22 protein-coding genes and 1 tRNA gene are annotated in these 23,176 nt (G+C 68.3%); 13 read left to right on the top strand and 10 right to left on the bottom strand.

The features are described 5' to 3' along the window. Positions 1 to 24: 24 nt before the first annotated feature. The 7 genes from BCF44_RS39795 to BCF44_RS39765 form a co-directional block, all read right to left on the bottom strand. Positions 25 to 1,149 carry a DegT/DnrJ/EryC1/StrS family aminotransferase gene (locus BCF44_RS39795; protein ID WP_116179663.1) on the bottom strand — a complete coding sequence of 375 codons (1,125 nt, stop codon included), beginning with the start codon at positions 1,147 to 1,149 and terminating at the stop codon, positions 25 to 27. Next, positions 1,142 to 2,137 carry a GDP-L-fucose synthase family protein gene (locus tag BCF44_RS39790; protein WP_116179662.1) on the bottom strand — a complete coding sequence of 332 codons (996 nt, stop codon included), beginning with the start codon at positions 2,135 to 2,137 and terminating at the stop codon, positions 1,142 to 1,144. Before BCF44_RS39790 ends, BCF44_RS39795 begins: the two co-directional genes overlap by 8 nt. Before the next feature lie 74 nt (positions 2,138 to 2,211). Further along, on the bottom strand, positions 2,212 to 3,618 hold the full coding sequence (locus BCF44_RS39785; protein ID WP_116179661.1) for a condensation domain-containing protein: 1,407 nt from the start codon (positions 3,616 to 3,618) through the stop codon (positions 2,212 to 2,214). 22 nt (positions 3,619 to 3,640) lie between these two features. Next, a complete protein-coding gene (locus tag BCF44_RS39780) occupies positions 3,641 to 3,892 on the bottom strand; it encodes a phosphopantetheine-binding protein (protein ID WP_170217990.1) in 252 nt (83 codons plus the stop codon). Positions 3,893 to 3,935: 43 nt separating this feature from the next. Further along, on the bottom strand, positions 3,936 to 4,913 hold the full coding sequence (gmd, locus tag BCF44_RS39775; protein ID WP_116179659.1) for a GDP-mannose 4,6-dehydratase: 978 nt from the start codon (positions 4,911 to 4,913) through the stop codon (positions 3,936 to 3,938). 1 nt (position 4,914) lies between these two features. Beyond that, entirely contained in the window at positions 4,915 to 5,664 is a 750-nt protein-coding gene (locus tag BCF44_RS39770) for an alpha-1,2-fucosyltransferase (protein WP_116179658.1), read from the bottom strand. Beyond that, on the bottom strand, positions 5,657 to 6,394 hold the full coding sequence (locus tag BCF44_RS39765) for an FIG domain-containing protein (RefSeq protein WP_147328803.1): 738 nt from the start codon (positions 6,392 to 6,394) through the stop codon (positions 5,657 to 5,659). Before BCF44_RS39765 ends, BCF44_RS39770 begins: the two co-directional genes overlap by 8 nt. A gap of 464 nt (positions 6,395 to 6,858) precedes the next feature. On the opposite strand from BCF44_RS39765, the gene BCF44_RS39760 reads away from it, so the two are divergent. From BCF44_RS39760 to BCF44_RS39730, 7 genes are read left to right on the top strand one after another with little or no spacing between them, the layout of a single operon-like run. Then, a complete protein-coding gene (locus tag BCF44_RS39760) occupies positions 6,859 to 7,779 on the top strand; it encodes a class-II aminoacyl-tRNA synthetase family protein (RefSeq protein WP_116179656.1) in 921 nt (306 codons plus the stop codon). Further along, the gene (locus BCF44_RS39755) at positions 7,769 to 8,782 is read left to right on the top strand and encodes a hypothetical protein (protein ID WP_147328802.1); all 1,014 of its coding nucleotides are present in this window, start codon (positions 7,769 to 7,771) and stop codon (positions 8,780 to 8,782) included. The genes BCF44_RS39760 and BCF44_RS39755 overlap by 11 nt, the downstream gene beginning before the upstream one ends. Before the next feature lie 21 nt (positions 8,783 to 8,803). Next, positions 8,804 to 9,583 carry an LLM class flavin-dependent oxidoreductase gene (locus BCF44_RS39750; RefSeq protein WP_116179654.1) on the top strand — a complete coding sequence of 260 codons (780 nt, stop codon included), beginning with the start codon at positions 8,804 to 8,806 and terminating at the stop codon, positions 9,581 to 9,583. After that, positions 9,580 to 10,488, top strand: a complete 909-nt coding sequence (locus BCF44_RS39745; protein WP_147328801.1) for a transglutaminase domain-containing protein — start codon at positions 9,580 to 9,582, stop codon at positions 10,486 to 10,488. Before BCF44_RS39750 ends, BCF44_RS39745 begins: the two co-directional genes overlap by 4 nt. A 29-nt stretch (positions 10,489 to 10,517) precedes the next feature. Then, on the top strand, positions 10,518 to 11,486 hold the full coding sequence (locus tag BCF44_RS39740; protein WP_116179702.1) for a MupA/Atu3671 family FMN-dependent luciferase-like monooxygenase: 969 nt from the start codon (positions 10,518 to 10,520) through the stop codon (positions 11,484 to 11,486). Positions 11,487 to 11,513: 27 nt separating this feature from the next. Next, positions 11,514 to 13,268, top strand: a complete 1,755-nt coding sequence (locus BCF44_RS39735; RefSeq protein WP_116179701.1) for an ABC transporter transmembrane domain-containing protein — start codon at positions 11,514 to 11,516, stop codon at positions 13,266 to 13,268. After that, on the top strand, positions 13,265 to 15,058 hold the full coding sequence (locus tag BCF44_RS39730) for an ABC transporter ATP-binding protein (protein ID WP_116179652.1): 1,794 nt from the start codon (positions 13,265 to 13,267) through the stop codon (positions 15,056 to 15,058). The genes BCF44_RS39735 and BCF44_RS39730 overlap by 4 nt, the downstream gene beginning before the upstream one ends. Here the strand turns inward: BCF44_RS39730 and BCF44_RS39725 are convergent. Further along, positions 15,045 to 15,308, bottom strand: a complete 264-nt coding sequence (locus tag BCF44_RS39725) for a hypothetical protein (protein ID WP_116179651.1) — start codon at positions 15,306 to 15,308, stop codon at positions 15,045 to 15,047. The two genes, BCF44_RS39730 and BCF44_RS39725, sit on opposite strands and share 14 nt — an antisense overlap. Before the next feature lie 381 nt (positions 15,309 to 15,689). On the opposite strand from BCF44_RS39725, the gene BCF44_RS56960 reads away from it, so the two are divergent. The 5 genes from BCF44_RS56960 to BCF44_RS39705 all read left to right on the top strand — a co-directional run bounded on the left by BCF44_RS56960 (position 15,690) and on the right by BCF44_RS39705 (position 19,475). Next, positions 15,690 to 16,802 carry a glycosyl hydrolase family 95 catalytic domain-containing protein gene (locus BCF44_RS56960; protein ID WP_211353426.1) on the top strand — a complete coding sequence of 371 codons (1,113 nt, stop codon included), beginning with the start codon at positions 15,690 to 15,692 and terminating at the stop codon, positions 16,800 to 16,802. Further along, entirely contained in the window at positions 16,700 to 17,026 is a 327-nt protein-coding gene (locus BCF44_RS59340) for a glycoside hydrolase family 95-like protein (protein ID WP_394468235.1), read from the top strand. The genes BCF44_RS56960 and BCF44_RS59340 overlap by 103 nt, the downstream gene beginning before the upstream one ends. Continuing rightward, entirely contained in the window at positions 17,011 to 18,012 is a 1,002-nt protein-coding gene (locus BCF44_RS39715) for an acetylxylan esterase (RefSeq protein ID WP_211353425.1), read from the top strand. The genes BCF44_RS59340 and BCF44_RS39715 overlap by 16 nt, the downstream gene beginning before the upstream one ends. After that, on the top strand, positions 18,012 to 18,251 hold the full coding sequence (locus BCF44_RS39710; RefSeq protein ID WP_116179650.1) for a hypothetical protein: 240 nt from the start codon (positions 18,012 to 18,014) through the stop codon (positions 18,249 to 18,251). The genes BCF44_RS39715 and BCF44_RS39710 overlap by 1 nt, the downstream gene beginning before the upstream one ends. Before the next feature lie 159 nt (positions 18,252 to 18,410). Then, positions 18,411 to 19,475, top strand: a complete 1,065-nt coding sequence (locus BCF44_RS39705) for an integrase core domain-containing protein (RefSeq protein WP_116179649.1) — start codon at positions 18,411 to 18,413, stop codon at positions 19,473 to 19,475. Here BCF44_RS39705 and BCF44_RS39700 read toward each other — a convergent pair. Both BCF44_RS39700 and BCF44_RS39695 read right to left on the bottom strand, forming a co-directional pair. Then, positions 19,423 to 19,770, bottom strand: a complete 348-nt coding sequence (locus BCF44_RS39700; protein ID WP_116179648.1) for a phage integrase N-terminal SAM-like domain-containing protein — start codon at positions 19,768 to 19,770, stop codon at positions 19,423 to 19,425. The two genes, BCF44_RS39705 and BCF44_RS39700, sit on opposite strands and share 53 nt — an antisense overlap. 114 nt (positions 19,771 to 19,884) lie before the next feature. Then, a tRNA-Pro gene (locus BCF44_RS39695) sits at positions 19,885 to 19,958 on the bottom strand. 196 nt (positions 19,959 to 20,154) lie between these two features. Here BCF44_RS39695 and BCF44_RS39690 point away from each other — a divergent pair. After that, positions 20,155 to 23,010, top strand: coding sequence for a glycoside hydrolase family 2 protein (locus BCF44_RS39690; RefSeq protein WP_116179647.1), 2,856 nt, complete (start codon positions 20,155 to 20,157; stop codon positions 23,008 to 23,010). The last annotated feature ends 166 nt before the right edge of the window (positions 23,011 to 23,176 follow it).

Below are 23,176 nucleotides of genomic sequence, written 5' to 3'. Positions count from 1 at the left end.
CGACAGACGGTCGGCAGGCAGACCTCAGGGCGTCCCTATTTCCCGCGCAGCCTCCTGGTGATCGCGGATGGCCCTCGCGATTCGCGACACGTCGTCGACCGTGAGCGCACTGTGGAGTGGGAGGCAGATGCCGCCCTCGTAGCCGGCCACGGCGTTCGGGAAGCCGTGATCGTCGGGGCCGCGCAACGACGCGAACGCGGGCTGGAGGTGCAGCGGGTAGAAGAACGTCCTCGGCTCGATCTGGTGCGACGACAGGTGCTCGATGAACGCCGCCGCGTCGTCCACGACGATCGCGCAGCGGAACGGGACGTGGTTGGCCCCTTCCGCCGCACCCAGGACTCGGACGCCGCGAACGCCGCTGAGGGCTTCGCGGTACGCAGCAAGGAGTTCCAGCTTCCGCTCGATGATCAACCCCAGCTTGCGCAGCTGCACGCGGCCAAGCGCGGCCTGCATGTCGGTGATGCGGAGGTTGAAGCCCACGCTGGGGTGGATGAACGTCCCGCTGTTCATGCGGCCCTGGTTGCGCAGCAGGCGTAGCCGCTCGTAGACGCCCTCGTCCTGACACGTGACGAAGCCACCCTCGCCAGTGGTGATCGTCTTGTCGGCGAAGAAGGAGAAGCAGCCCACATCGCCGAAAGTGCCGACGTGCTGACCCCGGAAGCGCACGCCCATGCTCTGGGCGGCGTCCTCGATGACCTGCAGCCCGTGCCGGTCGGCGAACGCCGACACGGCGGCCATGTCGCACGCCGTGCCGTAGAGGTGCACGGGCATGACGGCCTTCGTGGCCGGCGTCAGCCGCCGTTCGGCGTCCGCCATGTCGATCTGGAACGTCACGGGCTCGACGTCGACGAACACCGGCTTGGCGCCGGTCAGCACCACCGCCGAGGCGGAGCCGACGAACGTCATGTCCGGCACCAGCACCTCGTCGCCCGGGCCGATGTCGAGCGCCAGCAATCCCAACGCCAGGGCCAGGGTTCCGTTCGGCGCGAGGACCGCGAACCGGGAGCCGACGCACTCCTTCAGCTCCGCCACGAACGCTCTGGACTCGGGGCCCTCGGTGATCCAGCCCGACGCCACGACCTGTTGCACGGCAAGGGCTTCCTCGTCGCCGATCATCGGCGACACCTGCCGGATCCAGCCGTCAGACATGCTCGACCAGCCCTCGCCGAGCCTCCAGGAACCACTGGTAGGTGGTACGGAGCCCCTCGTCCAACCCGACCCGAGGCGACCAGCCCGATGCCCTGATCCGGCTGGAGTCGACCAGTTTGCGCGGCGCGCCGTCCGGACGCGTGGCGTCGAAACGCAGTTCGCCCTCGAATCCGCTGATCGCGCAGATCTTCTCGGTGAGCTCCCGAATCGAGACCTCGGACCCGCTCCCGACGTTGATCGTCTCGGCGTCGGAGTAGCGCTCCGCGAGGTGCACCAACGCATCGGCGCAGTCGTCCACGTGCAGGAACTCGCGCAGCGGGGCACCGGAGCCCCAGACCTCGAGCGAGTCGGCCCCGGACTCGACGGCGTGCCGCGCCTTCGACATCAGCGCCGGGATGACGTGCCCGCGCCCCTCGTCGAAGTTGTCGTTGGGCCCGAACAGGTTCGTCGGCATGGCCGAGATGAAGTCGTGGCCGTGCTGGCGGCGGTAGGCCTCGGCCAGCTTCAGCGCGGAGATCTTCGCGATCGCGTACCAGACGTTCGTCGGCTCGATCGCGCCGGTGAGCAGCGAGTCCTCGCGCATCGGCTGCGCCGCGTGCTTGGGGTAGATGCAGGAGGAGCCCAGCACCATCAGCTTCGGCACGCCGGTCCGGACCGCCGCGGAGATGATCGACGTGTTGATGGCCAGGTTGTCGGCGATGAAATCCGCGGGGAAACGGGAGTTCGCGTCGATCCCGCCGACCCGGCCGGCCGCGATGAAGACCATCTCCGGCGCGACGTCCCGCACCCACCGCAGCGTCGCCTCGCTGTCGCGCAGGTCGAGCTCGTCCCGGCTCATGGTGACCAGCTCCACGTTGCTGTCGGCGAGCCGCCGCACGAGCGCCGACCCCACCATTCCCCGATGTCCGGCGACCCAGACCCGTCGGCCGGCCAACGGAAATATCACCTCGCTCGCCGGACGAGCGCGAGCGCCCTGGTCGGCAGTCATTCAGGTGCCCCCTTCGTGGTCACGACCGGCGTCGCCCGGTCGCGGGACGGAACCGCGCCTGGGCGCGGCGGTTCTCAGAACGTGGGACAGAAATCGAGTAGCCCTCGCATATCGGCCTTCCCGTTGCCGCAGGCCACCTCGACCAGGAGCCGCTCGGTGGTCAGCAGCAGGCTCCGCAGGACGGCATCGGAGAAGAACGCCAGGTCGGTGGTCAGCCGCATGTCAGCCTGCTCGGAGAACTCGTAGATGTCCAGTGAGAGATCGGAGAAGCGAATTTCGTCTGACGGGGTGGCGCCGGAGACCCCTTGGGCCAGCAGCTTTCTCAGTTCCTCGGGTCGGACGTCGAGGTTGGCCTCGACCTGACGCTGCCGGTCGCGCCGCGATTCCGGGTCGAGGTCCTCAAGCACGGTGGTCACGTGGAAGTTGGCGAGATACGGGAAGAACACGTCCTTCCCACGCTCCGCCCCCGCCTCGCGGAACAGCTCCGCCCTGAGATCCGGGTCGTACACCGCGTGGCGATAGGCCAGAAGCGTGGCGTTGTTCGTCTGCCGACAGAAATCCTCGAACGTCGACGACGTGAGGTCCACCGAGATACTCGAGGACTGCGCGAGTTTCGCAATGGACATCCGGAGTTTCGGGCTGAACCTGTTCCCGCTGGTCAGTGCGAGGGGGAAGCGGTCCATCGACAGCCTCGCGGACAGGGCGAGGCAGTAGGCCGCCAGCGTGACGGTGAACGCACTCACGTTCAGGCTCCGGGAGATCTGCTGCGCCGCCACCACCACAGCCGGCGACCGGAGCTGGTACTCCCGCATCGCGGTGGTGGTCCGATCGGCCGGCGGCGCGTCGAAGTCGGCCAGCTCCCGGATCTTGACCCGGTGGTACCGGTCGGACCGCTCCGCCAGCGCCCGCCCGGCCGGGCTCGCCTCGAACTCGGCGATGTCGTGCGGCTGCCACGACGACGCCGTCAGGGTGGCCAGGCCGAGAATCCGGCGGCGGAGTTCCTCACACGCGATCCCCGCGCCCATGTTGTCCACGGAAGCGTGGTGCACGGCCAGGTACACGTAAACGGGCCGACCTTCGAAGGTCACCATCGCCGCCCGCACCGGGATTTCGCCGGGCTCGGGGGACAGGCGCCCCAGCAGGGTCGCGACCTCGTCCAGATCGGGCCGGGGCGAGGGGGAGGACACCTCGGTCACGATGATCTCGCCGCTGCCCATGATCTCCTGGCGCCACTGCCCTTCGCACAGCACGTAGCGGGTCCGCAGGGCGTCGTTGTCCTCGAAGGTCAGGCGAATGCCCTCGAGCACCCCGCGGACGTCGACCGCGCCGTCCTCCAGCGCGGCGAACTTGGTGATGTACAACAGCGGCTCGTCGCCGCGGCTGTGGATGTAGCTGAGCATCTCGCCCTGGGCCCAGCCCAGCTGCTGGACGCCGGCGTTGCGGTTCGAGAAGGAAATGCGGTGCTTGGTCAGGACTTTCATGCGCTCCCCCGCGGCGACAGGACTACGTGAGGTACTTCAGGACCGTGCGCCGCAGGCTGCTGACGCTGCTGAAGGTTTCGAACGACATGTCCTCGTCGGACAGGGAGACGCTGAAAGCCTCCTCCACGGCGACGAGGATGCCGATCGTGCCCACCGAGTTCAGGCCCAGGTCCGCGAGGTTGTCGTCTGGATCAAGGGCGACGTGGGGTTCGAGATCGGGACAGTGCTCGCGCACGATGTCTTCCAGTCGCGTATCCAGTTTCTCCGTGCTCACGCCGATCATTCCTCCGCCGGTGTCGGCTTGCCTGTCCGTCCGTTCACTCCGCACGCTGCGCGATCACCGCTCTGAGGTCCTCATCGACCATGAGCGACGCCAGCTCCGGCATTCGCGTCTTCGGTTTCCAGCCGAGTTCGACGGCGGCCTTCGATGCGTCGCCGATCAACGAGTCGACCTCGGTGGGACGCAGGTGGCGGTCGTCGAACCGGACGTACCGCTGCCACTCCAGCCCGACGTGGCCGAAGGCCTGCTCCGCGAATTCCCTGACGGTGTAAGCGGTTCCGGTGGCGACGACGTAGTCGCTCGGCTCCTCGGCCTGCAGCATGAGCCACATCGCCTCGACGTACTCTTTCGCGTATCCCCAGTCCCGCACGGCGTCGAGGTTGCCCAGGTAGAGCTTCCGGTCGTGGCCGGCCTTGATCTGCGCGACCGCGTGCGTGATCTTGCGGGTGACGAATTCCTTGCCCCGCCGCGGCGACTCGTGGTTGAACATGATGCCGTTGGCGACGAACAAACCGTGGGCCTCCCGGTAGTTCCTGGCCACCCAGTACGCGTAGGTCTTCGCCGCGCCGTAGGGGCTGCGGGGCCAGAAGGGGGTTCGCTCGCTCTGCGGCGGCGGCGAGGCGCCGAACATCTCCGAGCTGGACGCCTGATAAACCCGGCTGTCCAGACCGATCAGCCGGATCGCCTCCAAGATGCGAGTCGTCCCCATGCCGGTGACGTCGCCGGTGAACTCGGGCTGGTCGAAGCTGGCCCGCACATCGGTCTGGGCGGCGAGGTGGTAGACCTCGTCGGGCTGGATCCGGTGCAGCAGGGCGGTGAGCCGGGAGCCCTCGGTGAGATCTCCGTGGTGTAGCCGCAGTCCGGGGTTTCCGGTCAGGTGGGCCACGCGCTCGAGGGTGGAGGTGGAGGCCCGCCTGACCAGCCCGTGCACCTCGTATCCCTTGTCCAGCAGCAGTTCCGCCAGATACGAGCCGTCCTGTCCGGTGATGCCGGTGATCAGTGCCTTCTTGGTCATGTCAGTCACCCGGCGTCCAGTGGTCCGGGACCAGCCAGACCAGGGCGGGGTCCCGGGCGTGTATCTCGGGCGTGTACCAGTAGCGCGGGCGGACGATCTCGGTCGAGCCGGAGAGGAAGGCTCCCCACCAGGAGAACGACGAGTTGGCGATGACGAGCCGGCTGCACCGGGTCATGCACGCGAGATCGAGGAAGGCGGCGGGCCAGCAGGTCATCCGCGCGCCTTCGAGGAAGGTCAGGTTGCTCGACACCCACTCCGGGTCGTCGGTGAAGACGATGATGTTCGACGATCCGAACCGTTCGATCGCCGTGCGGTAGTAGTCGGCCGTGGGCAGGGGGTAGACGTGCGGGTAGTGGAGGTAGTCGCCGCGCCGGACGTGGACGGCCGTCACGTCGCCCCGTTCGAGAACGTCGCCGTAGAGGGCGTCGACCTCATCCAGGACATGCTTGGCCGGCGTCAGATACTCCCTGACCTGCTGCTCGAACCGCCACCACAGTCGGATGTCCTGCATCACGAACTTGTTGGCCGGCACCAGATAGTCCACGAGATCGTAGACCTCGACATCGTCCTGCCCCGGCAGTGCGAACCATGAGCTCGGAAGGCTGAAGGCGTCGGCGTACGCCCATGGTGGCAGTCGTATCGGCAGGCCGCGTTCCAGCGAGCGGCCGATCACCGCGGCTATCTGCCACAGCTGGTTTCCGAGCCTTCCTTCGAGTCCCAGCGTGGAGAACGTGACCGCGCGTTCACGCATGGCGCGACACCTCCTGCGCGTCGGTCGCCGCCGCCCGATCGGCGCCGGCCAGGAGCCGGGCGAAACGGTGATAGTGCGTGAAATGGGAGCCGGCCACGAGCGTGTCGTCGCCCAGGGCTGGATATCGGCCCGACCAGTCGCTGACCTGGCCGTGCGCCTCGGAGATCAGCAGCGATGCGGCCATCCTCGCCGCCGGATCGGCCACCAGGCCCAGGAAGCCGGCCGATCGGCCCTCGGCCACGTCGAGCAGGGCCAGAACTTCCGACCCGGTCGGGATCATGCGGTAGCCGGAATCGGCCAACGCCTCCTTGACCGCGTCCAGCCGTTCGTCGGCAGGCGCCGACCAATTCACGTTCTGAGCCCACTTGCTCTTCGCTGGGCCGGATTCCGCCTCTTCCTCGTGGCGCGGAACCGACCTGGTGCTCAGTGACGTGCTGTGCACCACTCCGGTCGTCGAGACGTACACCACCGCATTGGTCACGACGCCCGCCGTCACCCAGGCCAGGGACACGGTATAGCCGAGAACGGCTCCCGTGTCGTCGGTCAGCGTCGAGGATCCGAGATGCCAACGAGTTCGAGAACCCGGATTCTCCGGTCCGCCCGCCGGGTGAGAACGCACGAGGGAATCGAAGGCTTTCCGTTCCGCTTCAACGCGATCCGCGCGACCCACTGCGCTCAGAATGGCGGTGCGGCAGGTCTCCATCTGTTCCAGCAACAAGTTCGTCGACATATACCCCCCAGTGACGTGCCCTCGACGAGTGCCGCTCCGGCCGTTCCGCTCATCGCCGGCCGTGCCGTCGTTGAGCGGCAGCGCCGTACCCGGCACTGCCGCGTGTGGTCGTCCTCGTCGCGGCGGACGGCGTGGACGCGGCACTCGGTGGCCAGAGGCGTTGCGGGCCCCGAACAGCAGGGGCGTGTGGTTCTCGGTGAGAGCGTCGGCGGCCGATGAGCACGGTGAGCGTAGGTGGCCTTCTACCAGGAAATCAATACTTGACGACGGAAAATAATGCGCCTAGATTTCGGCCATGGCTCAGGGGGGCGATGCGATGGCGCTGGTGGTGACGGCCGTGTTGACCGAGCGTCAGCTTGGCCGTGTCGCCCTGACCCGATGGCTCGAGCCCTCGCGGACGAGTTGTCCACTGAGGACCTCGGCCTCATCGCATTCGCTGACGTCATCCGGAGAAAGGCGGTGAAGTGCGCGTGCCCACCTCGCCGACACCGGCCGGGCCGCGGCCCGACGCCATGATCGACGAGTTGCGCGACCTGCGCCTGCTCTCACTCGTCGAGAACGGAACCGGGCTGATCGGCTACCGATTCCACGGTCCGCTGTTCGACGCCTTCGAGGCGCTGGACGGCGCCCTGGTCGCCCTGTTCCGCGAGGAGTACCGGCCCACCGCTCATTCGTGCACCACGCTGCTGGAGCGGGAAGCGCTCGAATCGATCGGGTTCTTCGACAAACTCCCGTCGATCCCGCTGCACGCAGTGCCTCATGAGATCGCCGCGGACCAGTCTCCGGGGCCGAGCGCCTGGGTGCTCAGCCCTTCCACCTGCTACCACACCTTCGGGCACCTGTCGGGCATCGACGAGCGCTGGGACCTCCGCTGCTTCACCGCACGCGGCGTCTGCCACCGGTTCGAGCCCTCCGCGGAATCGACCCGGCTGGCCAGTTTCACCATGCGCGAGTTCGTGTTGATCGGCGATGCCGACCTCGTGGTCAGCCGGGGCGAGTCGATGTTCGAGCAGGCCGTGGCCTTCCTCGGCCGGCTGCACGATGACGTGTCGGTCAAGAAGGCCAGTGACGTCTTCTACGGCGAGCGCTCGGAGGTGACGCGCCGGGTCCAGCTCGCCCGTGGCGTCAAGCGAGAGGTGCTCATTCCGTGGGCCGGCGACGAGCTGGCGGTCGGCTCGCGGAATCTGCATCGGGATCTGTTCACCACGGTCTTCGGCATCGGTCCGAACGGCGGCCCGGCGATGCACTCCGCGTGTGTCGCCTTCGGAATCGAGCGGCTGCTGCTGGCGCTGCTGGCGCGCACCGAGGGGCACGACCCCGAGCGTCTGTGCGCTCTCATCTCGACCGCGCTGGCCGAAAGCTCAAGTGCGGTCCATGCGACCTGACACCGAGGTCGCGAAGTCGGCCATCGTCGAACGGCTCCCGCCGGAAGCGGTGAACTGCCTGTCCGGGAGTTTCGTGCGGCTGGCCGATCTGCACGGCCGGTGCCTCGATGAAGCGTCCATCATGGAACTGGGGGAGGGTTACCTCCTGCGAGCCGGTCCTGATGAGCGATCGTGCCCGGAAATCGTGTTCGGCGTCGAGGAAGTCGTCCACCGCGGGCTGACGGCCCAGGGCTGCGAGGTCCGGACCGACGCGATCGATCCGGGCGACTGGGCCGGCCAACTTCGCACCCTGCTGGCCGACCACCTCGGTGTCGTGGTCTGGGTCAATTCCTCGCACCTGCCCTACGCCGACGTCTACACCGCCCATCCGCGGTTCATGCACGCCCTCGTCGCCCTGGAGCTGTCCGCGGATCTGAGGTGGGTCAAGGTGTTCGACTCGCTCGTGGATGACCGGGTCCGGTTCGCCTGCGTCTCATGGCTGCCCAGCGCCGCGTTCGAGGCCGCGATCCTGGATCGGATCCCGTCGAAGTCGCTGGATCACATGGGCTCCTTCCACGTTCTGGAGAGGGTTCGTGAACCGCTCGACGACGACAACGCGGCGGCGCGGAGCTTGGTGAGCCAGGCTCGGAAGTTTCGGCGGATCCCCGAGTTCCACAACGTGGTCAACGAATACAGGTCTCTGTGCGGAGCGGCTTTCGCGGGTTCGAGGGACACCGCCAAGCACGCGGCGCGGCGTCTCTTCGACAACGTGAACGTCCTCTGTGTGATCCCGGTCCTCAGGCTCCTCGATCGTTCCTTGGTTCGCGCCGGCGCCGGCGACGCACTGCTCGGCCAGTGCCGGGCGCTGGCCGAGGATTGGCATGTCCTCGGCCTCCAGGGGTTGAAGTTCGAGGCGACTCTCTCGGCGTCCCTGGCCCAGCGGATCGACGAGCGTTTCGAACGGCTCGACGGGGCCACCGCGCACTTCTGGGAAACCGTGAGCACCGAGCTCGCCGACGATTGACCTGCTGCGGAGGGGGACGAGATGGTGCACGCCGTCCGATCGAAACCGGCCATGGGACTGTTTCTCTCCTGGTCCGCGACTGGCAGCGTGGACGCGGCCGGTCGGCGGCGGATAGTAGAGGCCGCTCGCGCCGCCGAGGAACGGGGATTCGACTCGATCTGGCTCCTTGAGGACGACAGCCCCGGTGGAGTGCGGGCGAATCCCGCGCTCATGGCCGCGTCCGTCGCCGTCAGCACCGACGCCATAAGGGTGTGCGCGCAATTCCTCGACGAGTCGGAATACGACTCCCTGCGTGCGGTCGAGGACTGGTCGGTTGTGGACAACCTGTCGAGCGGTCGGCTGGAGCTCTTCTCGAAGAATCCCAGGGATCACCATCGAACTGTCCGGCACCTCTGGGCCGGGAAAGAGATCCGAAGGGTCGGGCTCGGTGGTGAGGAACAGCTTGTCCAAACCTACCCCAAGCCGTACCAGTCGCGAGTTGCGCTCTGGTTGCCGTACACGGAGGGCGCACCCGGGCTTGACCTCGCAGTCGAGTTGAACGCCGGGATCCTCGTCAGGGACGAAGGTCTTGCTCTCGATCAGCTCGCGGCGCGAGTGCGGGGCATACGGCACGAGTTCGCCGCCGACGGGCACGAGCCGGGGAGGGTGGCGATCCTGGCCGGCGTGCCGGATGTCCAGCATGACATTCGAGAGCTGTACGCGCTCGACGTGGACGAAGTCGTGTGTCGACTCGACGTCGACGCGGCCGGTGATCGCCTGGCCGAAACCATGGCCGAAATCGCGAGGGGTCGTCCGGAATGACTGATCCTGGACAGGCGCAACGGGACGCCATCGGGCGTGTTCTGATGGTGCCCGAGTGGTGTCGGACCTATTCGGCGTCACGCGACGACGCGCTGAATGTCTACGGCATGGACGACGGGCTGATCGAGGCCTTCCTCGACCTGGGGCTACCCCGTCAAGGACGTGGCCGGCGCCTCGCGTTCGATCCCCTCGACCTCGAGAACATCGGCCTGGACCTGCGGCTTCCGTCGGCAAGTCGCACGGCCATGCTGCTGTGGGCCAGATCCTTCAAGGATCCCGATCGCCTGGCCAAGGCCACGTGCGGCATACAGCTGTCCTGGTCGTGCCCGGATCCAGGGCACGAAGGGGATTGCGTCTTCTCCGTCAGCCCGAGGATCCGTGACCAGGTGGCCGCCGCGGCCGGACTCGAGGCGGCTACCTGGAGGGCCAGCATCGAGGTGGAGCTGTCCAACAGCGACCGCGTCATCGGGCATCCCTTTCCGCTGCTGGTGCAGGAGGCCGAGAACCTGCGTTTTCACCGGATCATCCCGGAGTTGGCGGAAGATCCCGGATTCCTCCATGAGACCGGCCTGGCCGACTGCCGGTCGGCCAACACCCATCTGGCCGGCCTGGCGATCCAGCACGGGTTGGCGGCGCGGCAGGCCTCGGGATACTTCGTGGGATCCCCCTTCCTGGTGGCGCACGTCTGGCTGGAAGTCGACGTGAACGGGCACTGGGTCGCCGCGGATCCGTTCTTCCTCAAAACCCTCGGCGAATGGGGAGTGGTGGACCCGGACGGCTGGCCGCCCTCGCGGTCGCCACGCAATGTTCTCTGGCGGCTCCGCAACGATCACATCCGGGAGAGATTGATAGTGCATGACGCCCAGGAAGTCCCCGTCAAGCTCATGGCGCGGATGAGCTTCTGAAGTTTGCCGGCCAGAGGGAAGTGGCAGCGTTGGACCTCAGTCTCTTCTACTTCGCGGACGAGTCGGTCGCGCAGTCGGCCGACCGCTACCACCTGCTGCTAGAGGGGGCGCGCTTCGCCGACGCCCACGGCTTCGCCGCGGTGTGGACTCCTGAGCGCCACTTCCACCGATTCGGCGGGAACTACCCGAACCCGGCGGTCACCGGCGCGGCGGTGGCGGCGGTGACCGACCGCATCGCCATCCGGGCCGGAAGCGTGGTCGCCCCGCTGCATCGGGTCGAGCAGATCGCCGAAGACTGGTGGACGATCAACAGTCTCTCGCGCGGGCGGGCCGGCGTCTCGCTCGCGTCCGGCTGGAACCGTGGCGACTTCGTCCTCAATCCGAACGGATACGACGACCGCCTGCGGAACACCGTTGAGGGCGTGGGCACGCTCAGACGCATATGGGGTGAAAGGCAAGGCGAGATTCCACTCTGGCTCTCGACCGGGGGAAGCTCCGAGACCTTCATCACCGCGGGCGGCCTCGGGTTGGGCGTGCTGACCCATCTCGCCACGCAGAGCCCCGAAGACCTGGCGGCCCGGGTCCGGGAATACCGCGAGGCGTACGAATCCGGTGGATTTCCCGGTTCGGGGCATGTCGCCCTCATGCTGCACGCCTACGTCGGCGAGAACGCCGCGGAGGTCGAGAGCCTGGTGCGCCGGCCGCTGGAGAACTACCTGATGAGCGCGATGAACCTGTTGCGGGCCGAGAACGTGGACAAGGACGCCCGGCAGGAGAAGATAGCCCGCCTCGCGGTGCAGCCGGCGTACGAGAAGTACCTCCGCGGCGGTTGTGGTCTCATCGGCACGGTGGACCAGGTCGCCTCGGTGGCCCGCGATTTCCGCGACCTCGGGGTCGACGAGATCGCGTGCCTCATCGACTTCGGCGTGCCACCGGAAGCGGCGCTGGCTGGGCTGGCGGGCCTGGACGCCGTGCGTGCCGAAGTCGCTGCCCGCTAGTCAGCCCCTGTCCCGATGGAGCCCATCATGTCGTCCTTGCACAGCCCGAGGTTCTCCGAGCCGGGCGTGCCCGATGTCCGGTCCGGATCCCGTTTCCTACTCTGGCTCGGGCTACGGCACTGGCGCCGTCAGCTGTTCGCGACCGCGTGGGGCACCGTCTACCTAGCCGCCGTCGCGGCCTTTCCGATCATGGCCGGCCTGGCCGTGCAGGCGGTCGCCGACCGCTCCTACACCGAGCTGGCCGTGGCCGGCGGCTTGATGCTGCTGTTCGGCGTGCTGGCCGCGGCGGGGGAGATCCTCCTGCACCGCACCATGGGCACCATCTGGCAGACCACCGCCTCCTGGATCCACCAGCTGTTGTCCCACAAGACCGTCGAGCTCGGGGCCACCCTCAGCCGGCAGGTGGCGGCCGGCGAGGTGGTGGCGGTCGGCACCAGCGACGTGAGTCTGATCGGCTGGTTCATGGAGTCCATCGGGCGCTTCGCCTCCGCGCTGGTGGTCACCGCCGCCATCACGGTCGGTCTGCTGATCTACCAGCCCACGCTCGGCGTGCTGGTCGCCGTCGCGGTTCCGCTGCTCGCTTTCGCCGTCCTGCCCCTGCTACCGGGCGCCGCCCGGCGGGTCGCGGTCCAGCGGGCGAAAGCCGGCCGGGCCACGACCTTGGCCGCCGACACCGTGGCCGGGCTGCGAGTGCTGCGCGGCATCGGCGGCGAGGAACTGTTCCTCGACCGCTACCACGACGCCTCGCAGGAGGTGCGCGCCGCGGCCGTCCACGGCGCCCGCCGAGGGGCCTCGATCGGGGCCATCCAGGTGATCCTGCCCGGCCTGCTGCTGGTCGGTGTCGCCTGGTACGGCGCGATGCTCGCGCTCGACGGGCGGATCCCGGTCGGCGTGCTGGTGGCCGTGTACGGCTCGGTGACCTTCCTCCTGGTCCCCCTGCGCAGCTTCGAGGAGATCGCGCTGGCCTGGTCGTCCGCCCGGCCGGCGGCCAACCGAGCGGCCCTCGTGCTGGGCCTGTCCCGCGCCGACGCCGGGCCCGACCTCCCGGACCAGCCGGCGCCGTCCGGGGACCTGCACGACCCGCGGACCGGCCTGCGGGCCTCGGCCGGGCTGCTGACCGCGGTGGTCTGCGGCGACCCGGACCTGGCCGGCCGGCTGGCCGACCGCTTGGGCGGGATGGGGGACGCGCCGTCGGCGACGTTGGGCGGCCGGTCGCTCGACTCCCTGCCGCTGGCCACAGTGCGTGCCGCTGTGCTGGTCCAGGACAAGGACCCGGTGCTGCTGTCCGGGACCCTGGCCGAACTCCTCGACGTGCCGTCCTCCGGCCGCGTCACCCCGGAGGCGGCGCTGTCCGCGACCCAGTGCGGCGACGTGCTGGCCGCCCTCGTGCGCTCCCTGCCGGAGGCGGAGGCGTCGGATCCGATGCGGGCGCGGATAACCGAACGCGGGCGTTCCCTATCCGGCGGTGAACGGCAGCGGCTGGCCCTGGCCCGGTCGCTCGTGGCCGACCCGGAGGTGCTGGTGCTGGACGAGCCGACCTCCGCGGTCGACTCCCACACCGAGGCCAGGATCGCCCGTGGGCTCAAGGAGATCCGCGATTCTCGGACCACGGTGGTGTTCACGGCCAGCCCCCTCGTCCTGGACTGTGCCGACCAGGTGGTCTTCGTGCACGAGGGAACGGCGTCCGACACCGGCCGCCACCACGACCTGCTCCGCGGCAATCCGCACTATCGTGCCGTGGTCGCCCGTGAGGACGACTCGGCGATGGAGGGAACGGCATGATCGGCGTACGCCCGCCGCGGTTGGACCCGGCCGCCCGGCAGCAGGGCACGAGCCTGCCGGTGGGCACTGCCACGACGGTCCGCGGCTATGTGCGGGAGCTCCTCAAACGCCATCGGGGCTCGTTCGCCGTGCTGCTGGTCGCGAACGTTGCCGCGGTGCTCGCCTCCCTTATCGGGCCGTACCTGCTCGGCGGCATGATCCAGGACCTGTCCGACGGCCGGCACGACATCGAGCCCGTGCGGATCGCGGTCGTGTTCCTGGTGGCGCTGGCGGCGCAGGCGTTCTTCACGCGGTGGCGGCGGCTGCGCGGGGCCGTGCTGGGCGAACGGATGCTGGCCGACCTGCGCGACGACTTCCTCGTCCGCTCGGTGGCCCTGCCGCCGGCGGTGCTCGAGCAGGCCGGCACCGGTGACCTGCTGTCACGGATCACCATCGACATCGACCGGCTGTCCAACGCCATGCGCGAGGCCGTGCCGCAGCTGGTGACTGGGGTCGCCTGGGCCACGCTGCTGTTGGGGGCACTCGCCGTGACCTCCCCGCCGCTGATGGCGTCCGTGCTGATCGCGTCGCCGGTGCTGATCGCGGACTGCCGCTGGTACTACCGGCGTGCCCCCGCGGCCTACCGCTCGGCGGCCGCCGGCTACGCGTCGGTGGCCGCGACCCTGACCGAGTCGGTGGACGCCGGCCGCACCGTCGAGGCCCATCGCCTCGGCCCCCGCCGCCAGGAGCAGACCGGCAGCCGGATCCGCGAGTGGCTGGCCTGGGAGCGGTACACGATGTGGCTGCGCACCGTCTCCTTCCCGGCGATCAGCCTCACCCACACGCTGATCCTGACGTCGGTGCTGATGATCGGCGGCGTTCTGGTGCTGCGGGACCAGATCACCGTCGGCGCGTTGACCACCGGGGCCCTCTACGCCCAGATGCTGGTCGAGCCGGTGTTCCTGATCCTGCGCTGGAACGACGAGTTGCAGATCGCGCAGGTCTCCCTGGCCCGGCTGGTCGGGGTGCGCGAGGTGGCCGAGGCGGCGGGCGACGAGACGGTCCGTCCCGACGGCCGTGAGATCGACGTCGACGAGGTCCGGTTCGGGTATCGGGCCGGCACTGACGTCGTGCACGGCGTGTCGTTCACGGTCGCGCCGGGTACCCGCATCGCCCTCGTTGGCCCTTCCGGCGCCGGCAAGTCCACCCTGGGCCGGCTGCTGGCCGGGGTCTACACCCCGCGCACCGGCAAGGTCACTCTTGGCGGCGCGGAACTTGCCCGGATGCTCGCCGAGCGGGTTCGCGAGCACGTCGTGCTCATCAACCAGGAGCACCACGTCTTCGTCGGCTCGCTCCGGGACAACCTGCGGCTGGCCAGGCCGGAAGCCCCCGACAGCGAGCTGTGGGAGGCGCTGCGCGCGGTGGAAGCCGAGAAATGGGCGACGGCTCTCACCGACGGGCTCGACACGGAGGTCGGCTCCGGGGGCACGGCGCTCAGCCCGGCCCAGGCCCAGCAACTCGCCCTGGCCCGGCTGGTCCTGGCCGATCCGCACACGCTGGTGCTCGACGAGACGATGTCCCTGCTCGACCCGCGCGCCGCCCGACGGCTGGAGCGCTCGCTGGCCCGGATTCTGCAAGGCCGCACTGTCATCGCCATCGCGCACCGGCTGCACACGGCGTACGACGCCGACGTCATCGCGGTGGTCGAGGATGGCCGGATCAGCGAGCTGGGCAGCCATCACCAGCTGGTAGCGGCCGACGGGGCGTACGCGGCGTTATGGGAGTCCTGGCACGGCTTCAGGGCTCACTGATGTTCCGGGTGTCCCGTCTCATCGAACTCGGTTCGGGGTCGGAGTTGTGAGCTGCGGGGAGCGCGGCGTCAATGTAGATGGTCAGCAGTCGGTTGTGCGCGGAGGGCCGCGCCTCCAACAGGTTCGTGGTGGAGCACAGCGTGGTCCGGGCGGGCTTGAGCAGCAGGTCGGCGCTGCGGTGCCGGAGGCGGGTGGTGCCCTCGACGCACAGACACAGGTAGGTCAAGCCGTTGGGGGGCAGCCAGATCAACGCCTCGGTGCGGTCGACCTGGGCACCGCTGCCCTGATACGTCCAGTCAGCGTGGTAACGCCGCCGATCAGCAGTCGGGTGATAGTCCGACAGCCGCTGCCGGGTCGTCCGAGCGTGCCCTGGTACTGCAGGCTCTGTCCGCCGACGGGGAGCGTGAATGTCTGGCGGGGACTGCCCTTTTCGACGACTCCCTCGTCAACTTGGTCGTGGAAGGCGGCTGCTGGTGGCATAGCGCGTGTACGCGCGGACGGATCTTGGGCCCGCCAGACGGGCCGATAACGGCTGAACACGACCCGTTGACACCCGGTCATGCCGCGTTAACAATCACGTACAATCGATCATATAGGATCTATGAAGACCGAACCCCATGGAGGGCGAGGCGTGGCAACAGTCCGCAAGGCCGAGGCGTTCCTGGTGGACATCGAGGTCGAGCAGGTGCGCACGGACGCGGTCCAGGCGTTCCTGTCCCAGGAGACGGTCTTCGTCGAGCTGACCACGGACGACGGCGCGGTGGGGGTGGGCTACACCTATACGATCGGCACCGGCGGCACGGCTGTGCTGGCCCTGCTCCGCGACCATTTGCTACTCAGCCTCGTCGGCGCGGACGCCACCGGCATCGAGGCCGTCTGGCACGACCTGTTCGCCTCGACCAGGGCGACCACGGTCGGCGCGATCACCTCGCTGGCGCTGGCGGCGGTCGACACCGCGCTGTGGGACCTGCGCTGCCTGCGCGCGGGCGAGCCGCTGTGGCGGGTGGCCGGCGGCTTCCGGTCCAGGTTTCCCTTGTATGACGCCGAGACCGGCTGGCTGCACCTGGACACCGACCAACTCGTCGCCGGCGCGCTCGGGGCCAGGGACGAGGGTTGGCGGGGAGTGAAGGTGAAGATCGGCAAGCCGAGCGGCGCTGGCGGAGGGCGACGGCTGGCTGGACACCGTGCCGTCCACCTCGCCGGAGAACCTAATCCTGGTCGACGGCCGGCCGGAGTCGCTGACCTTCCGTACACAATGGACGTCGCGATTATCCGGGCCGTCTTCATTCGGTGCCTGGACGCGCCACAACTGGCCGGCATCGACGACGGCTGGCTCCAGGAGTGGAGCGCCGACCTGCCCAAGCACGACCCCAAGCACCGGCGCCTGTCCCAGCTGGTGACGGTATATCCGTTGGGGCAGATCGATGCCGAGGCGACGCCGGAGCTACTCGAGGCCGCCGCGAAGCTGATGGACCGCCGGGGCCACGGGGCGATGGGCTGGTCGTGGGCGTGGAAGATCGCGCTGCGGGCCCGGCTCGGCGACGGCGAGACCGTGCGGTCTCGCTTCTGGAGGCGAACCGGCCGCTGGGTCACGACTGGGACGTCGACGCCCCGGGCGACGACTGGCAGTGGGGCGGTCGGCTGCCGAACCTGTTCAGCTCGCACCCGCCGTTCCAGATCGACGGCAACTATGGCTTCTTGGCCAGCATCACGGAGATTCTGGTGCAGAGCCACAACGGTGTGATCCGTGTGCTGCCGGCGCTGCCCGGCAGTTGGCCCAGCGGAGCGCTGACCGGCGTCCGCCTGCGTGGCGGCCTATGGGCCTGCCTCACATGCAGCGGAGCTCTGGCGTCCCTAGGTATTCGCCGGCTGAGTGGCGATCCACTTCGTACGGTCACAGTTGTCTACACCGGCAGACGCGAGGAGATCTTCCTCGCGATCGGCGAGGAGAGGTGGCTGGTGTGCTAAACATCTGGGAATACTGCAGCTCCTACCAGGAACCGGAGGACTTCGACGACTTCTGGACGTCCACCATCGCCGAAGCTCGGCGGCACGAACTGGTCCTGAAGATCGAACCGGTCGAGACGTACCTGGTCACCGTCGAGGTGTTCGACGTGACGTTCCCTGGTTTCGGCGGTCACCCGATTCGCGCCTTGCTCCGGCTACCCCAGCACTGTAAGGGAAAGCTGCCGGCGGTGGTGCAGTTCCACGGTTACTCCGGCGGTCGTGGCGCGGCCATGGAGGACTTGTTGTGGTCCTCGGCCGGCTACGCCCACCTGTACATGGACGTGCGGGGCCAAGGCGGCGACTGGACCAGTGGCCACACGCCCGTCCCGGTCGGCAGCAGGCCGGCCTACCCGGGCTTCCTCACCAAGGGCATCGAGAACCGGGACGACTACTTCTACCGCCGGGTCTACACCGACGCGGTGCGGGCCGTGGACACCGTGCGCAGCCTGGACTTCGTTGACCCTGAGCGGGTCGCAGTGATCGGCAACAGCCAGGGCGCGGGCATCGCGCTGGCCGCCGCCGGGCTGGTGCCCGACCTGGCGGCGGCGCACTTCCAGGCCCCGTTCCTGGCCGACATCCAGCAGGCCACGCGCACCGTGCGCGCTTTTGCGTACGAGGAGATCACCAAGTACCTGGCGGCGCGGCGGGACAGCGCCGACCGGGTGTGGCAGACGCTGGCCTACTTCGACGGCATCGCCTTCGCCCGCCGGGCGCAGGCCCCGGCGTGGTTCTCGGCCGGCCAGCTCGACGACGTGGTTCCGGCACACGCGGTGTTCGGCGCGTACCACGAGTACAGGGGACCCAAGCAGATCCGGTTGTGGGAGCACAACGGGCATGAGGCAGGCGGCGCCGAGGACCTGGCGATCGCGTTGTCCGCGTTCGCGAAGGTGCTAGGCCCGGGCAGCCCCACCTATCCGGGCAGTCCCACCGACACGAGGAATAGCTGATGACGAATGAGCTGCTCACGGCCACCACGGCGACCGTGTCCGTCGTCGGCCTGCGGCAGCTCCGGCTCCGGGTCGGCGACTGGCACGATCAACTGGTGGACCTGGGAAGACAAGCAGACCTGTACTGTGCCAAAAGTCGATGCGTAGGCGATGTCCAGGAGTTTCGCCAGCCAGCTCAGGCGACTCTGCGCCTGCCGGAAACCTCATCCGCGCCGCCCGCAATCCTCCGCCGCCGCTGAGCGGGTCCAGCGCTACGGCTGCTGCCGATCGGTGACAGGGCCAAAGACATCGAGATCCTTGCCCTGTGCCATCAGATCACCGTGTGGGTGCCTGATACTCGGCCATGGGCGTTGACCTGGGCGATGGCAGGTGGATCGCGTTCGGCATGATCGACGGTCGTGGCGTTGCGACTCGTGTACCTGATCTTCTATCGACTCCTGTCCTGGACAGCCCTATTGGTCCGCTCGGACACCGCCAAGGACGCGGAGATCCTGGTACTGCGCCATCAACTGGCCGTCTTACGGCGGCACGTCGCGCGGCCCCGGCCGTCCTGGGCGGATCGCGCCGTCATCAGCGCACTGGCCCGATTGCTGTCCACCGCGCGCCGTCGGCACTTGTTCGTCACCCCAGGCACGCTCCTACGCTGGCACGCCGACCTGGTCAAGCAACGCTGGACTTACCAGCGCCGACGACCAGGACGACCAGCCACGCGGCCGTCAACTCGCGAGCTGATCCTGCGCATGGCCCAAGACAATCCTGGCTGGGGGTACCGGCGCATCACCGGAGAACTCGCCGGCCTCGGTAACAAAGTCGGCGCCTCCACCGTCTGGGCAATCCTCAAACGAGCCGGAATAGACCCGTGTCCCCGACGCTCGGGCCCAACCTGGGCCGAATTCCTGCGCGCCCAAGCACACGGCATTCTGGCCTGCGACTTTTTCCATTGCGACACCGTCATGCTCACACGACTGTACTGCTTCGCGGTCGTCGAGCACGCGACCCGCCGGGTCCACGTCCTCGGCGTGACCGAACATCCCACCGCGGACTGGATCGCCCAACAAGCACGGAACCTCCTCATGGACCTCGGCGACGGTGTGTCGCAGTTCAAGTTCCTGATCCGCGACCGGGACTCGAAGTTCACGGCGATGTTCGATGCAGTGTTCCTCAGCGAGGGCATTCAGATCATCAAGACGCCGATCCGAGCGCCTCGCGCGAACGCGATCATGGAACGCCGGGTGGGTAGCTGCCGCCGCGAGATCCTTGACCGCATCCTCGTCGTCAATGTCTGGCACCTCCGCCAGGTCCTCGCCGAGTACGAGACCCACTTCAATACCCACCGACCGCACCGAGCCCTCGCCCACGCCGCCCCGCTTCGACCACTCCCCCAGCCCGAAACCATCGACAGCAAGATCATCAGACGTGACCGCCTCGGCGGAGCCATCCACGAATACCGGCAGGTCGCGTGAGGTGGCCGAGTTTCGGGCACCCACAGGCGGCTGAGCGGGTCTCGATCATCCAGGCCTGGAAATGCTCGATGTGGGCGCGCGTGACGTCGGTCGGGTCGTCGGCCGCGTCATTCGCCTCGGGGTCGGGGGAGTACTCCGCGAGGTAGAGCGCGAGCTGTCGGGCGGCGAGCAGGTAGTTGTAGCGGGTGGTCTCCGGGCGGTTGGCCGAACGGAGGGTCCGATCCCAGCTGCGGAGGTAGCTGTCCCACAGTGTGGGAAGGTCGTTGGTGATCTTGTCCAGGTCCAGGAGTGGCATGTGAACCTCGTCAGTCAAGGTGTCCAGGAGCGGCGTGCTTGAGCTCGACGAGCGGAACAAGATCACAAAAAGAGGGTCTTCACAGCGTCTGAGCTGCGAAGACCCTCTCGACCGTCGGGACGACAGGATTTGAACCTGCGACCCCTTGACCCCCAGTCAAGTGCGCTACCAAACTGCGCCACGTCCCGGTCTGGCACTCGGTGTTCGTTGAGTGCTGGGACAGCTTAGCGCATTCGGCGGCAAGATCGAAATCGGGGGGTTGGGGGGCGCTGAGCTGGGGAGATGGGGCGGGACGGGGTGGAGGTGGGGCCTGGAGGGGAGGAGGGTGGGGTTGTGTATAAGGAGACCGACTGAACTGGTGCGGTGGTGGGGGAGCGACGGTTGATGAAACGAACGCTGGGCGCGGTGCTGGCGTGCGTGGTGGCGCTGGGTGTGACGGCGTCGGGAGGGCCGATGCCGACGCCGGCGGTGGCGAAGGCGGCGCTTACGACGCTGGGCCTGCAGGGGTGGCAGGTGCAGAGCAGCGCGGACGCGACGCAGCCGGGCGAGGAGGTCTCGAAGCCGGGGTTCGACACGAGCGGGTGGCTGCAGGTACGGCCGGACGACGCGGGAGCACCGGGTACGGAGATGGGGGCGCTGGTTCAGAACGGGAAGTGCCCTGACATCTACTTCTCGGACAACATGCGCAAGTGCTTCGGTTCGCTGCCGACCGGCGCCAGCCCGATCACGGACGGGCCGTTCGCGGCTCCCTGGTGGTTCCGCACCGACTTCGCGCCGGACCTCGTGAACGGGGAGACGGCGCAGCTGGTCGTGAACGGCGTCATCGGCAAGGCGGACGTCTGGGTCAACGGCCACCGGCTGGCGACCAGTGACACGGTGACGGGCGCCTACACGAAGTTCACCTTCGACGTCTCGAAGATCCTCACGAGCGGCCGCAACACGGTGGCGCTGGAGATGTACCCGAACGACCCGGGGTCCATGTTCACGGTGTCGCGCATCGACTGGAGCCAGATCCCGCCGGACAACGAAACGGGCATCCACTACCCGGTCCAGCTCCGGGTCTCGGGCACCCTGACGAACGGCAACGCACACGTCCTCCAGGACAACGCGAAGGACCTGAGCAGCACCACGCTGACGCCCAAGACGGACGTCACCAACAACACCGACAAGCCGCAGACGACGCTGGCGAAGGCGACGGTGACCGCGCCGGGCGGTCGGCAGTGGACGGTGGCCCAGACGGTGACGGTGCAGCCGCACAGCACCCAGACGGTCACCTTCCGCACCATCACCATCGAGCGGCCGAAGGTGTGGTGGCCGTACTACCTGGGCGCACAGCCGCTGTACACGCTGACAACCGAGGTTGCGGGCAGCGGCACGCGTGAGCAGTTCGGCATCCGCACGGTCACGACGGACCTGGTCGGAAAGTCGGACATGGCTCCGGACGGCGTCCGCAGCTACTCGGTCAACGGCCAGCGGCTGGTGGTCCGCGGCGTCGGCTTCGACGAGGACCTGCTGCTGCACTACGACTCGGCGGACATCGCCCACCAGATCCAGTTGCTGAAGAACATGGGCATCAACCTGGTCCGCGTGGAGGGCCACTTCCTGCCGGACGACTTCTACGAGCAGATGGACCGCGCGGGCATTCTGGTCAACGCCGGCTTCTCGTGCTGCGACCGCTGGCAGCTGCCGCCGGACGAGAGCAGGGTCACCGACGCCGACTTCCGCGTCCTCCAGCTGTCGGCCCAGACGGTCGGCGAGCGCCTGCGCGACCACCCGAGCGTGATCACGTTCAGCTGGAGCGACAACGTCCCCACGCCGCGCCAGGAAGCGGTGTCGTTGCAGGCGTTCCAGGACGCGGACTTCACCGTGCCGCTGGTGGCCTCCGCCGAGTACCAGGGCACCGACAAACTGGGGCCGTCCGGCGAGCGGGAAGGCCCGTACGACTATGTGCCCCCGAGTTGCTGGTACGACACCAGCCACTACGACCCGGCGGACCCCGGCCGCACCAACCTGTGCGCCTCCTGGGGCTTCGACAGCGAGCAGAGCGCGGGTGACACGGTGCCGACGCAGGACTCGCTCAACCGCTTCCTGAGCGCCGACGAGCAGGCCGCGCTGTGGCAGGACCCGAACTACAACCAGTACCACGCCAACCCCTCGGTCGAGGGTCCCAACGGCTACCACTTCGGCACGCTGTTCAGCTTCGACCAGGCTCTGCAGAGCCGGTACGGCCAGTGGTCGGGCCTGGACCAGTACGTGCAGCGGGCGCAGGTGCAGAACTACGAGAACACGCGCTCGCAGTTCGAGGCGTTCATCGACCACTCGACCAACCAGCCGACGCCGGCGACCGGCACGATCTACTGGCAGGGCAACAAGGGCTGGCCGAGCCTGCTCTGGAATCTCTACAACAACGACGGCGACCAGGCGGGCAGCTTCTTCGGCGCCAAGAAGGCGAACGAGCCGCTGCACGTGTTGTACGCCTACGACGACGGCGGCGTGACCATCGACAACATGGGCGCCGACAGGCAGGACGGCCTGACCGTCGAGTCCAAGGTGTACGACTTCGACGGCAAGGTGCTGGACGACCAGCGCTCGCAGCCGGCCGGCCTGGACAGCCAGCAGGTGCGCAACGACGTCCTCAAGCCGAACACGCCCGCGGTCACCACGCCGCCGGACGGGGCCAGCACCTACTTCGTGGAGCTGTTGCTGCGCAAGGGCGATCAGGTCGTGGACCGGAACGTGTACTGGCTGTCCACCCAGCAGGACGTCGTGGACTGGTCGGCCGGCTTCAAGACCCCGCGGGCGACCATGGCGCAGTACGCGAACCTCCAGGACCTCCAGAACCTCGACCCGGCCAAGGTGTCCGCGGTGGCGGCCTCGGAGCAGCAGGACGGCGGCAAGCAGGTCACGAAGGTGACGATCACGAACACCTCCCAGAAGCCGGTCGTCGGCTTTTTCCTGCGGGCGGACATCCGCCGCGGCAACGCGGACGGCACCGAGCAGCAGGGCGACAACCAGGTGACGGCCGGCCTGTGGAGCGACAACGACGTCAGCCTGTGGCCGGGGGAGTCGCAGACGCTCACCGTCACCTACAACACGGCCGATCTGCACGGCGCGACGCCGGTGGTGAGCATCCAGGGCTGGAACCTGGCCAGGTTCGACGTGAAGGCGGGCACGGACGCCGGCTCCGTCGGCGCGCAGCGCGCGGCGGCGACGAAGGCGAACATCCTGCACATCGGGTGATCGACCGCTGACAGAGCGGCGCCGGCGGGGCTTCCTGCCGGCGCCGCTCCTTGTCGACACCGACTGGGAGCGCTTCCAGAAATCTGGTTACGGGATGGCCTCCGACCGTTGACACGGGCGACACAGAGGCTACAAACTCGCCCGCAGCGTCTGGAAGCGCTTCCAG

This window comes from Kutzneria buriramensis, from assembly GCF_003387475.1.
Lineage (GTDB): Bacteria > Actinomycetota > Actinomycetes > Mycobacteriales > Pseudonocardiaceae > Kutzneria > Kutzneria buriramensis.
Note: the sequence above shows the minus strand (reverse complement) of the source record. Positions and strands in the feature narration are given on the sequence as shown.